Origin of the sequence: Halomarina litorea (genome assembly GCF_024227715.1) — an archaeon.
Classification (GTDB): domain Archaea; phylum Halobacteriota; class Halobacteria; order Halobacteriales; family Haloarculaceae; genus Halomarina; species Halomarina litorea.
Genome location: NZ_CP100449.1, coordinates 23,969 through 36,645 on the forward strand (window position 1 = coordinate 23,969; position 12,677 = coordinate 36,645).

Consider the following 12,677-nt stretch of genomic DNA (forward strand, 5'->3'; position numbering starts at 1 on the left):
CACGATTGGGTATGAGCCACGGTCACAAGGACATGTGCTGGCGACCGGCCGCGGTCGAAACCGTCGAGGAGGTGCGGGCGGCCGTTCTCTCGGCGGCCGGGACGGAGTCCGTCGGTCTCGACGCCGTCTCGGGTCGCGTGCTCGCCGAGTCCATCGCCGCACCGCGGACCCTCCCCGCGTCCGACCGCGCGACGATGGACGGGTACGCCTTCGACGCCGCCGCCGACTACCCGCTCACCGTCGTCCACGACGAGGTGTACCCGGAGGACGACCCGCCGTCCATCGGCGCGGGCGAGGCGGTCGAAATCGCGACGGGGGCGAGTCTGCCGCCGGAGGCGAACGCCGTCCTCAAGCGGGAGGAGTCGACGGTCGAGGGCGACCAGTTGACGGGGCCGGCCATCGAGGCGGGCACCTACACCTACGAGCGGGGAAGCAACGTCGAACGGGGCGAGGTGCTGTTCGACCGCGGTGAGCGCCTCTCGCCGAAGGACGCGGTCTTCCTTGGCGACCTCGGGCACGACTCGGTTGAGGTCCGCGCCCGATTGACGGTCGGGGTTCTCGCGACCGGCACCGAGATTCACGAGGGCCGGCAGTCCGACCTCGACTCGAACATGCTCGCCGGTCTGGTCCGCTCGTGGGGCCACGAAGCGACGTACGAGGGGACCGTCCCCGACGAGTACGACCGCGTCCGCGAGGCCATCGCCGATCTCGCGGCGGAGTACGACGTCGTCCTGACGACCGGCGGGACGAGCGTCGGCCACGGGGACCACGTCGTCCGCGCGCTCTCGGAACTGGGCGAGGTCCGGTTCCACCGCGTCCGCGTCCGTCCCGGAAAACCGCTCGCCCTCGCGGAACTGCCCGACGCCGTCGTGTTCGCCGTCCCGGGGAAACCACTCGGCGCGCACACCGTCGCGACGCTCGTCGTCCGGCCGCTCTTCACCGGGGAGACGGCACTTCCGACGGTCGAGGCGACCTGCGCGCGGGACGTCGAACTGGGCCCCGAGGGGTTCGAGTACGCCGTCCCCGTCACGCTCGACGGCGACGAGGCGATGCCGCTCGGCCACGTCGACTCCCCGCTGCAGGTGTACGAGGGGACGTTCGACCCGAGCGTCCTCTCGTCGAGTACGCGCGCTACGCGGGCCGACGGGTTCGTCCTCACTCGTTCGGCGCTCGGCGGTGGCGAGGCCGTCGACGTCGTCCCCTACCCCGTCGTGGAGTGAGATGGACGAACCCATCCCGCTCGTGCGGCCGGCCGAGTTCCCCGACGCCGCGCCGGAGGAGGGCGCGTCGGTCTGGGGCGTCCTCCTCGCCGCCGGGACGAGCAGTCGGTACGGCGACCGGAACAAACTGCTCGAACGGTTCGACGGGGAACCGCTGGTGCGGCGAGCGGCCGAATCGCTCGCCGCAGCGCCCCTCGACGGCGTCGTCGCGGTCGTCGGCCACCAGTCGTCCGCCGTCCGGGACGCCGTCGACGGCGTCGTCTCCGACGTGTGTGCCAACGAGGAGTACGAGCGAGGGCAGAGCATGTCGGTCCGCACCGGCGTCGAGGCCGTCCGCGACCACGGTGCCGACGCCGTCGTGGTCGCCCTCGGCGACATGCCGACGGTTCGGCCGGCCACCGTCGGACTGCTCGTCGACGCGTACGAACGCGGCGTCGGGACCGCCCTCGCCGCCGCGTACGAAGGGAGGCGGGGGAACCCGGTCCTCTTCGACGCCCGGCACTTCGATGCCCTCGCGGCCGTCGACGGGGACGTCGGTGGTCGGGGCGTGCTGCTGGCTTCGGCGGGGGGTGCCCTCGTCGCGACGGACGACCCGGGCGTCGTCCGCGACGTGGACGCCCCGTCCGACCTCGACGCCCTCGAATAACTGCGGGACGTTCGGCGGATGCGGCGACACGACCCGTACCTCTCCCTGCCAGTGGTGAGAGGGCTCGACGCCGTGTGGGTAGCCATCGCTCTCGGTGATCCGACGAAATTCGACTCACCGACGGCGAACCCCGCCAGAATTTACTTTGTTGTACTCTCCTACACCAAGGTGAAATAGAGCTCTTACCGAAATGGTTTCATCTACGGGTTGGAGGTCAGAAGTCCCGCTAAATACAGTAGCGATGTCTATCTATCGTATATCGCTATATCTTAACACAATCCGGTCTGAGGCTAGAGGAGAACATTTCTAAGGACTAGTTTGAGATGAACTGGGGCCACCTGGTGTCAGTCAAGAGTCTCTTGCGAGAGTATGTGCCGTATCGAACGCTACTATACTTCGCCGATAGCTTCTGCTATCTACCCCGACAGCCCGGTTCCCAGTGTCAGCGCAATGTATACTGGCGGTACCCTTCCCTCTCTGTGATGTCAACGCGGTCCTCGTCCTCAAGGAGATCGAGATGGCCGATTACCTCGGACATGCCTGGGAATACCTCGGTAGCAGGCAGGTCGGGAAACATCACTTGCATGACCTGGTATGCCGTAGTCGGACCCGTTTTCCCGACTATATCTGCGATCCGTTCCTTCCGGCTGAGGTGGTGGTCAATAGTCGCTCGAACACGCTCGCTCAGGTTTGGCATGGACTTTCCATGACCACCCCAACCGATATCGACATTGACATCGGTGATTTTGTGGAGCGAGTCGAGGTAGGTCGGAAGACTCCGCGTCCGCTCGCTCTCGGTATCCGGCGCGATTGTAAGCAGTGGGTTCGGAGTAATATGTGGGAGCACATGATCACCGGTGAACGCGACGGCGTTCGCCGCTGCGACGAAACATATCGATCCCGGCGAATGGCCAGGCGTGTGAACCGCCGTCAATTCGACCTCGGCTTCAACGCTCTCGCCATCCGTCAGTTCGTAATCGACTGCAAGCGGGTCTTGGTAGTCCGTGTACGCCTCCGGAAGCGAAACGGCCGACTCGACGATTTCCGCCGGTGCCCCCATACGACGTAGAAACGGCCGAAAGAACACTTGTTCACAGCGGAAGTGACCTAATGGGTCACTGAGTGGCTTAACCGCGTCTCGATGTGCGTGGACGTGAGCATCAGATTCCCTGACGATTCGAGCAGCCAGCCCGAAGTGATCCATGTGGGGATGGGTAACGAGGATTTGGTCGACGTCAGTTACCGCGAATCCCAAGGATTCCAACCCAGCAGAGAGCGCGTCATACGCTTCTCCAGTCGCCGGTCCGGGGTCTAGTAGCGTCAACCTATCTCCAACGAAGGCGTAACAGTTCACCCTCCCCACGTCGAACGGTGTCGGAATCTCGAATCGGTGTACATCTTCCATATCCATGGTTCTCACTCCACTACAAAAAGGCTCACACCGTTTCTACATCGAACTGGAAAGCGTCGCTATGTCAATTACGGTCGAAATCGTCTCTGTCACCAGTGGAGGCTACGGTGCGAATGGGTAGTCTCTCCGAGTCTGCGAACCGCGACGGAGGCGTCGTCCTCTCGAGAGCAGTTGCTAGTACTCAGTTTGGACCCTGTCCATGTCGATACCACCGACCACCTGCAGAGGGGCCTCCCGGCGAAACCAGCTAGCTGGACCAACGAATCGCGAGGACCACTCAGTCCCACTCCTCACCGATACCACGGAGAGAAAACGGACCCACAGGAAGGTTATACCCCTCTTCGAGAGCGGTATCGACCTGCTTCTCGGTCGCGACGCCTTCTTCGACAATACGTTCGGCCTCGCGACGCATGGCTGCGTAGCACCGATTGGCGACGAACCCGTAATCACCCGGGGCATCCTCGAGGACAATGGCGGTTTTTCCCATCCTTTCGCTAACCTCGACGATAGTGTCGACAACCTCGTCGTCGGTCTGACCGGTGGGGACGATTTCGACGAGTGTCATGATCTGTGCCGGATTGAAGAAATGGGCCACGGCAAACCGCGATGGGTCCTCGAGAGCGTTCGAGAGCGAGGTGGCTGAAAAGCCACTGGTATTCGAGTATAGGGGGGTGTCCCCGGTAACGCTGTCGATTTCACGGAAGACGCGGCCCTTGAGTTCGAGGTCCTCGGAGACGGCCTCCAAGACAAAGTCGGCATCGGCGACAGCCTCCCCGAGGTCGGTGGTGAGCGTGAGCCTATCGAGGGCAGCCTGTTTCTCCTCTTCGGAGAGGTGGTCACTCTCGACGGCGCGGTTCAGCCCGTAGTTCCCGTCGACGATGCGCTCCTCGGTCTCTTGGAGGATTTCTTGCTCGATGTCCCGTATCGACACATCGTAGCCGTTTTGAAGAAATGCTTGCCCGATACCACTCCCCATGACGCCGCCACCGATGACGGAAACGTGTTCGACGTCTACCATAACACGAAATCTTCCGCATGTTGCATGATAGTTCTTTCCATGGTTCGGCTGCATCGGGATCGCGCTGTCTCCATCGAGAACCCACGTCGCGGTTCGATGGACCTTTCATCCCCGAATCAGCGGTTGACGGGAGCCACGGCCTCCATCGTCGAGGTAATCTCCTCGTCGTCGGCCGGGCCGACCCAGCCGACTCGAACCGCGTCACAGCCCTTTACGCTGGCGAATCTATCGATAATATCGTTGACCTCGTCCGGCGTGCCACAGGCGACCAGTCCGTCGAGTACCTCGTCCTCAACGGCGGCGACCGCCTTTTCGCGGTCGCCATCCATCCAATGGTCGCGGACGGTTTCTACCATGTCCTCATAGCCCTGTTTGGCGATTGATTGGCGGTAGAACGGACCGTAGAGAGATATCATGAACGCGACGTGTTGGCGGCCCAGCTGGCGGGCTCGCTCGCCGTCCTCGAGTGCACAGGAGCGGACGAGGACCGATGTCCGGAACTCCTCGGGGTCCCGATTGGCGAGTTCGGCACCACGCCGAAGGTCGTCGAGACGCTGGTCGAGGCCATCCGGTGTGAAAAGTTGTGGGACCCAGCCATCGGCGAAGCGACCGGTGAGCTCGACCCCTTTCGGACCGAGTGCAGCGACGTCGATGGGAACATCCACCGGCGTCGGCATTTCGAGCGAGAACCCTTCGGGGGTGAATATTTCACCGTCGTACGTGACCTCCTCGCCAGCCGTGGCCTGCTTGATAATCTCGATGGCCTCGCGGAGACGGCGCAGCGGTCGGTCGAATTCGAGCCCGTGCCAACCCTCGACGAGTGCCGGTGAACTCGTCCCCAAACCGAGACGCAGTCGCCCCCCCGCGAGCGACTGAACCGATGCGGCGGCCTGAGCAATCTGACAAGGTGAACGGGAGAACGGCCCGATGACGTCGTCGGACACGCCGATACTATCGGTGCGTTCTGCGAGGATGGTCAACAGGGAGACACTGTCCCATCCCGTCGTCTCGCCGAATCCGACGTACTCGAACCCGAGTTCCTCGGCCTCCTGAGTGAATCGTGCGACCTCGTCCAGCGATTCGTATCGGTCGGTGGATAATGTCAGGTCGATTTGGAAGTCTGATACCATCGAACGCACGTGAGTTTCGTGGGTACTTCAATCTCCTTCCCGACAGTGAGGGACGGACGATATCCGAACAGCCCGGAAGCTGACTTCGCACTGCCGAAACTGTCCGCGCAACTGCGGTGCTCGGTAGGACTTATTCGGAACGGTTCGCGCGCGCGAGAATTCCCAGTATCTCCACCTCCTCGTCTTGCGAGATTAGGTCGGAGGTCGTACATTCGTACATCACCTCGTGGACGAACTCTGGGTCGGTGAGTTCAATTGCTGAGCATGGCGAGGATTATTCGACTTGGCTCTCGAGGCACGCGACATTATCGGCAAAGGGGGACAGGTGTTCAGTGAGGTCGCCGCGGCCGTCTGTGGTACTCCTGTCGAGTTTCGGTCCGCTGGTTTCAAACATGCGCGTCACGAACTCCTGTCGGTCCACTCGAACCGCTCGATAGTGTTGAGTCGTCGGTTGATTGTCGCGGAACTGACTCCGTCCAGCTCTCCACCGCGACGAGGGAAAACAGAATCTACGAGTGCGAGATAGTGCGATCAGATACGAGGACCTTGCTCGATATCAACGAATGAGACCCCGCCATCGTTTGACGGAACCACTACGGACACGATCGAAAACGATCGGAGTCATCGTAAGTGAGCTCTTCGGTGATTCCCCTCTCGGATGAGATACCCGAGTCAGTGGCTCCGAACGAGGCTTACAGGATAGACCTCGTCTGGACGATCGAGACAGTGGGGATAGAGGCATACGGTTTGCGCTCTCAGTTGGAGCCGATTATGAAGGACGAACCCAACGACAGACGGGATTACACGACTGAAGAGCTTCGTGAACACCTTCAAGAGGCCAAAGAGACGGTCTCTGACGAAAGGCGCCCGGAAGCCGTAGAGCAGCAGCACTCTACAGGGAAACTCACTGCCCGAGAGCGGATTGCGTATCTCTGTGATGCGGGAATTTTTAGAGAATTTGGCCGGCTCGCGGCTCCAGCCCCTGCGACGCCGGAAACAGTCGATTGGGACCGATCGGACGCGCCTTCGGACGGAATCGTGACCGGAATCGGAGAGATCGACGGGCGGCCCGTGGCAGTGGGGGCGACCGACTTCACCGTTAAAGGGGGGTCGATCGGACACACCGGTTTTCAGAAGGTCCGCCGCATCGGGAAGTTGGCCCTCCGACGGGGTTTCCCGCTGGTTCTGCTCCACGACGGGGGCGGCCACCGCATTCAGGAGGGACTCGATGCCAGACCGTACGCTCACGGCGGGGATTTCGTGTTTCAGACCCGACTCTCCGGATGGGCACCACAGGTATCTGCGATGATGGGGCCTGGGTTCGCCGCCCCGACGAACTACGCCGCGACGTGCGATTTCGTCCCGATGGTCGAGGGACAATCGACGATGGGCGTGGCGGGACCATCACTCGTAAAAGCAGCACTCGGCGTCGAACTGGATAAAGCCGAAATCGGTGGTGCAGAGTTCCAGACAGGGATGACCGGGATGGCAGACGCCGCTTACGCGGACGACGAAGCCTGCCTCGACAGTATCAAGACGTTCCTCTCCTATCTCCCGCAGAACGCAGACGAGATGCCCCCCACCGACAGTCACTTTGAACCGCCGACCCCCAACGCGGCAGAGCAGTTATCGAGCATCATTCCGAACAATCCAAAGCGAGGGTACGATATCTACACCGCTATCGAAGGGTTGATCGACCGCGAGTCGTTCTTCGAACTCAAACCTCGTTACGCACGCAACATCGTCACTGGGTTCGCGCGGTTCGAAGGCAATTCCGTCGGAATCGTCGCGAACAATCCACGAATCAAGGCGGGGACGTTCGACGTGGCTGCCTGCGACAAGTCGTCTCATTTCATCAGCCTGTGTGACGCCTTCGGACTTCCCCTCGTGTTCTTGATGGACGTTCCGGGCGTACTGCCGGGACCCGACTCGGAGCGGGAGGGAATCGCTCGGCACTCCGGAAAGGTGATGTTCGAGATCAACCGGTCGACAGTCCCGAAAGTGAGCGTCGTCCTTCGACGAGGGTACGGGTTCGGATACGTCCTCATGGCGGGCGGTCGGTCGACCGATAGCGAACTGACTATCGTCTGGCCGACCGCTGAAATTTCCGCCATGGGGATCGAAGGTGCCGTGGATATCGTCTATCGACGCGAAATCCGGGACGCCGACAACCCCGAACGGCGACGAGAGGAACTCGTCCAGAAGTTCATCAATCGAACCGGTGCGGTGAGGGCAGTCGAGGATTTCGGCGTCGATGCGGCTATCGATCCCACCGAAACCCGAGACTGGATCGTGGATTCGCTCGATCAGTCCCGGACCGAGTACGAAGAATCCTGGCCACCGAAGAAACACGGAATAAACCCTATCTGACCCACCCAGTCGACCGAATCCAGGCTGTCTATGTGGCCGGAAATTCATGTGAGCGCCATAATCATTCGTAAAATAGGTCCTCTGATGAGGTCGATGTCTCGAGCGTGACGACCGAGTTCGATGACGACCTGCTGCGGCAGCAAACGATGAGCAGCATCTTGGAGCCCCGAACGCGGAGGCTTCGACTCCTCGACGCAGGTCACGTAGGGGCCGGACGACCGAGCAGTCTCGTTCGAGGGCAGTCAACGCGTACGAGCCCGTGGCGCAAGCTGCTGTCTTTCCCGTACATGCAGCCGAAGGGGGAGAAGATCAAATCGGTGCTGCCGTCGAGCCAGTGAACGATGTCGAGTTCTCTCAGTTGTCACTCAGACAGTATCTCGACGGGAGGTTCCCCGAGTTCATGCGTCCCGATTAGGTAGGTCACGAGCCGCAAAACTTGTGGGTCGCTCGACCACCTCGAGGTTGCCATCGGCTTGCGGAGTTCCTTCCTGAACTCCGAGAACTTCGTTCAGAGATTTTATCGGCCGGCATCCTGCACGGCTTGGCCAAGCGACACTACCGTGGACAAGTGACCGTGAGAAAAACTTTGGGCAACGTCCAAACGATTACCAGACTCGAATAGGCTTCCTCTCTGCGTCTGGTGCTGTGATGATTCTCGGAGGATCTGGTTACGGACGACGACGGACTAGAAGATTTCTGCTGGCACTATCATTCTATTTGACTACCTCTTGTTGTGGGTGCGTTACAGGCATATCGATGTCATAGCATTACTGTCCCCTCGGGCAGGCACTCAAATACAACCCTGGTACCGACCTATCCCAACCGATGTTGGTGAGTGTTATTACAGATCTATAGCTGTAAACGTGATTGTGGTCCATAGTGTTTCTACACTCTCTCCTATTTCGTATCGAATTCAAACCGATTGTGTGGGCTACGTTTCGAATGAGTGATTTACTTCGATTACACTGGTGGTCCGTTGTAAAGGCTCGATGACTCTGTCAACGAAGTCATCGATATCAGTGAGACTAGTCCCCGTGTAGACGCTAACCGCGGCGACTGGCTCCTTATCTGAGCAGAATACTGGCATCGCGACGCCGTTCAATCCCAGCTTTCCCTCCTCAATATCGGTTGCGTAGCCGTTCTCACGCACTGACTCCAACTCAGAATACAGCTCAGACGGGTCCGTGATTGTGTTCTCAGTACTCGCAGAGAGGCCATACTGGTTGACCAACCGTTCGACACGCGATTCCGGTTGAAACGCTAGCAGAACCTTGCCAAGTGCGTTCGCATGCAACCACGTGTGGGATCCGTCGAACTCTGTCGAGCGGGTCGTGTACTCTCCCTCTACCGAGTAGAGGAACACGGCGTAGTCATTCTCCTCGACTCCCAGCGTCGCTGGTTCTCCTGTCTCTTCGGTGAGCTTTCTCAATTCGGGCCGCGCCACATGGTAGATGTCCCGATCGAACCTGATACAGCCACCGAGTTCGAGGAACTGAAGGCTTGGTCGATAGTTCGATTGGTCTTTGACGACGTAGCCGAGTTCGCGGAGTGTGGCTAAGTGGTCGAAGACGGTACTTCGGGGCTTCTCGACCGCAGCCGCAACCTCCGAGAGATTCGCCACTTCTAATCGGACGAGCGTCTCGATGATTTCGAACACCGTTTCCGTAGTTTTGATCCGGTGGTTCTGTCCCATGTCCATCGTGCACTGTGAGTTCAACTACCAAAGTCCTATTGGGTTATGCCCAACAATTTCCTAGCGCCGAAATGGCGCTTCGGAGAGTGAACGTTTGATGACAACCTGGGTTTGTGAATACCCTACCATACCAAACTAGAATATTGGTGTCTTTCAACATAATTACTTCATCTGAAATGGGATATGTATCATGTCTGGAACGATTTTTGTTGGTCATAGCCCACACATCACATTGTGTGCGCAATCGCCTACTTGCAGACGGCTAGTAGTTGTAGCTGTGGTTGGCACCTACCCCCCAATCTGATACCGAATGAAGGGACCCGCACTGAGTTTGAGACAGTAGACTGTGGCGAACAGGAAGGGATATCGTCCGCGGGGCGTCTTCCTTTTGGAGGTGCACTGGACGAGGGTGATTTTTGGGTGATAACCATCGGTATCCCCCTTCCCCATTCTCTCAGTACGCCACGATCTCAGATGGTTCGAACTCTGTAGAGCACCTGACGAGGATGGGCAGAAGGACCCACTCTTTCGCACTAACTGACTCGGAGAACACTCCACGGTAAGATTTAAGAATCAACCGTCCATCGGAGCATGCGCCATGGGCACATATGACCATGTGGGGCTGCAGAAAGAAGAGGATGTGCTGACAGTCACGTTCGATCGACCGGACGATCTCAACGCAGTGAACGACCTGCTCCACGAAGAGTTGGCTCAGGTGTTTCGTGACGTATACGATACAGAAGCACGCGTTGTGGTCCTCACTGGCAAAGGTGAGGCGTTCTCGGCAGGCGGGGACATCAATTGGATGAAAGACAACCTCGAGAACCCCGAGAACTTCCAGAAGACTATCCGTGAAGCCGAGGAAATCATTCAGGGAATCGTCAATCTCGAAAAGCCGATAGTCACGAAGATCAACGGAGACGCGACTGGTCTCGGAGCCACGCTCGCACTCTTCTGCGATATCAGTCTGATGAGTAACGAGGCACGGATTGGTGACCCCCACATTAAGGTAGCACTCGTCGCTGGAGACGGCGGAGCCGTGATTTGGCCCCTGCTCACGAGTATGAACAAAGCCAAAGAGTTGTTGATGACGGGAGACTTGATCTCGGCCGAGGAAGCCGAACGCTTAGGCCTCGTAAACTACGCTGTGCCTCCAGACGAACTCGACAGCCGGACGGAGGAGATGATCGAAAAGCTGGCTACGGGGCCGCAAACGGCTATCCGGTACACCAAGAAGACACTCAACAATTGGCTAGAGCTCGGTTGCAACATCGCGCTAACCGAGGGTCTCGCTCTCGAGGCCACTGGGCAACAACACCCGGACCACGAGGAAGCAGTAGAAGCATTCCTCGAGAAGCGTCGACCTGACTTCCCGAGCGGTCGGACTCCAGAATAGGTGACCTCCCATCGTCACCTGAAGTAACGCAAACGCTTTTAGTGGTGTGTGAGTCAGTCTTTGCCATGACAAATTGGACCGCAGACTACGATGAGGAACCGCTGCGCGAGCTCACTGTGACCGATCTGCTGCGAAACCGTGCAGAGAAAATCGGAGATCGGACTGCGGTGACGTACGGACCAGAGGACCGAGCGTACTCATTTTCCGAGTTGAACGACGTCGCGAACGCCATCGCGAACTCGCTTATCGAGATGGGAATCGAGAAGCAACAGAAGGTCTCTGTGATGGCTCGGAACCCCTTGAGCAGCGTTCTCGCGATGGTTGGAATCAACAAAGCAGGGATGGTCTACTCCCCGATAAACTTCGAGTACAAGGGTGAAGCACTCTCCTACCAGCTAAACGACACCGGTCCGGAGGTACTGATTGTCGAGGACCAGTACGTCGGTCGCCTGAACGAGGTTGTCGACAGTCTCGAGGACGCTCCTACCGTCGTGGTGATTGATACGGGGACAGAGAGTGCGACACTCCCGTCCAACCTATCGGGGCCAACCTTCGACAAGCTTCAATCCGGTGATCGGAGTGAACCGGGGGTCGATGTTTCGTGGCACGACGAAGCCAGTATTGTATACACCTCTGGAACTACGGGAATGCCCAAAGGCGTCGTGCTACCCTACCGCTGGATCTTTGAGAACTACACGCTCTTCCGACAGCAGTTGCTCAGTGACGACGACGTCGTCCACACCTCGTTACCGATGTACCACGTCGGGGGCGTCTATTTCGACCTGCATACCGGGTGGGTATCTGGAGCCTCGACAGTACTCTGGGATCGGTTCAGTCCTAACGACTTCTGGGACCGAATCGATCGATACGAAGCCACGACCGTCACGCTGGTCTCCGTCATGGCCACCTGGCTCTCGAAACACGGAGGACGAGACACGCCGAACACCCTCAACAAAGTTCACATGCAGCCCTTGCCGGATGATTACCGTACTGTTGCGGAGAGGTTCGGGTTCGATTTCGTCACCGTCGGCTTTGGGCAAACGGAGTCGGGACTTCCAATTGCGGGTGCCATCCACGCCGCGCAGGGTCGAGACGCGACGCCCGAAGATGTCCGCAGAGGAATGACTCCCAACGAAATCGTCGATTCAGTCCGTGATGTCGGCGTTCCGGTGTTGGACGAAGCTCCTGCCGAACGGTACATGGGTGAGCCCATCGACCCCATCGTGGACGTCGCAATCGTCGACGACCACGACGAGCCAGTACCGGCGGAGGCGGCTGGGGAACTCGTTATTCGGCCGAAGGTAGCCGAGATTACGCTCAAAGAATACTACGGAAAACCGGAACGAACTGTAGAAGCGTTCTCGAATCTCTGGTTCCACACAGGAGACACAGCCTACGTGGACTCGGAGGGGAACTACTGTTACCTTGACCGACGAGGTGACATCATCCGGAGGCGCGGCGAGAACATCTCCTCGTTGCAGGTACAGGAGATCACCAACAAGAACAGCAAGGTCGAGAAGACTGCGGCCTATCCCGTTCCAGCTCATGAAGGCGGCGAAGACGAAGTCGCTATCTCGGTCGAGGTGGTAGATGGCGAGCGACTCACCGAGTCAGATCTCAGGGCGTTCCTGAGTGGAGAGATGCCTGAATTCATGAGACCGAAATATATCCAATTTGTCGACGACATCCCAACGACGAAGACGAACAAGATGGAGAAGTACAAGCTCCAACAGGATTTCAACGACCAGCTCGGCGAATGAGCCGCTGTCGGGTGGACTGAGGCACGCGGAGAT

Annotated in this window: 10 protein-coding genes; 6 read left to right on the top strand and 4 right to left on the bottom strand. The window is 59.0% G+C overall.

Translation table 11 applies throughout. The annotated features are described in order from the left end of the window. The first annotated feature begins 11 nt into the window (after positions 1 to 11). Genes NKG96_RS17270 through NKG96_RS17280 form a run of 3 tightly spaced genes read left to right on the top strand, consistent with a single transcriptional unit; the run spans position 12 to position 2,043 of the window. On the top strand, positions 12 to 1,220 hold the full coding sequence (locus tag NKG96_RS17270) for a molybdopterin molybdotransferase MoeA (RefSeq protein WP_254538373.1): 1,209 nt from the start codon (positions 12 to 14) through the stop codon (positions 1,218 to 1,220). A gap of 1 nt (position 1,221) precedes the next feature. Continuing rightward, positions 1,222 to 1,866, top strand: coding sequence for a nucleotidyltransferase family protein (locus NKG96_RS17275; protein WP_254538374.1), 645 nt, complete (start codon positions 1,222 to 1,224; stop codon positions 1,864 to 1,866). An 18-nt stretch (positions 1,867 to 1,884) separates the two neighbouring features. Next, a complete protein-coding gene (locus NKG96_RS17280) occupies positions 1,885 to 2,043 on the top strand; it encodes a hypothetical protein (protein WP_254538376.1) in 159 nt (52 codons plus the stop codon). 265 nt (positions 2,044 to 2,308) lie between these two features. Here the strand turns inward: NKG96_RS17280 and NKG96_RS17285 are convergent, their stop codons facing one another. From NKG96_RS17285 to NKG96_RS17295, 3 genes are all read right to left on the bottom strand, one after another. Further along, positions 2,309 to 3,271 (bottom strand): MBL fold metallo-hydrolase, encoded by a 963-nt coding sequence (locus NKG96_RS17285; RefSeq protein WP_254538377.1) that lies wholly within the window; start codon positions 3,269 to 3,271, stop codon positions 2,309 to 2,311. 283 nt (positions 3,272 to 3,554) lie between these two features. After that, positions 3,555 to 4,295, bottom strand: coding sequence for a 3-hydroxyacyl-CoA dehydrogenase family protein (locus NKG96_RS17290; RefSeq protein ID WP_254538378.1), 741 nt, complete (start codon positions 4,293 to 4,295; stop codon positions 3,555 to 3,557). Positions 4,296 to 4,411: 116 nt separating this feature from the next. Beyond that, positions 4,412 to 5,425: a TIGR04024 family LLM class F420-dependent oxidoreductase gene (locus tag NKG96_RS17295; RefSeq protein ID WP_254538379.1), complete on the bottom strand. Its 1,014-nt coding sequence runs from the start codon at positions 5,423 to 5,425 to the stop codon at positions 4,412 to 4,414. A gap of 630 nt (positions 5,426 to 6,055) precedes the next feature. Between NKG96_RS17295 and NKG96_RS17300 the strand changes: the two genes are divergently transcribed. Next, positions 6,056 to 7,795, top strand: coding sequence for an acyl-CoA carboxylase subunit beta (locus NKG96_RS17300; protein ID WP_254538380.1), 1,740 nt, complete (start codon positions 6,056 to 6,058; stop codon positions 7,793 to 7,795). Between the two features lie 931 nt (positions 7,796 to 8,726). On the opposite strand, the gene NKG96_RS17305 is transcribed toward NKG96_RS17300, so the two are convergent. After that, positions 8,727 to 9,488, bottom strand: a complete 762-nt coding sequence (locus tag NKG96_RS17305) for an IclR family transcriptional regulator (protein ID WP_254538381.1) — start codon at positions 9,486 to 9,488, stop codon at positions 8,727 to 8,729. Between the two features lie 598 nt (positions 9,489 to 10,086). On the opposite strand from NKG96_RS17305, the gene NKG96_RS17310 reads away from it, so the two are divergent. Continuing rightward, a complete protein-coding gene (locus NKG96_RS17310) occupies positions 10,087 to 10,884 on the top strand; it encodes an enoyl-CoA hydratase-related protein (protein ID WP_254538382.1) in 798 nt (265 codons plus the stop codon). A 65-nt stretch (positions 10,885 to 10,949) separates the two neighbouring features. Beyond that, positions 10,950 to 12,644, top strand: a complete 1,695-nt coding sequence (locus NKG96_RS17315) for an AMP-binding protein (protein WP_254538383.1) — start codon at positions 10,950 to 10,952, stop codon at positions 12,642 to 12,644. Positions 12,645 to 12,677 lie beyond the last annotated feature (33 nt).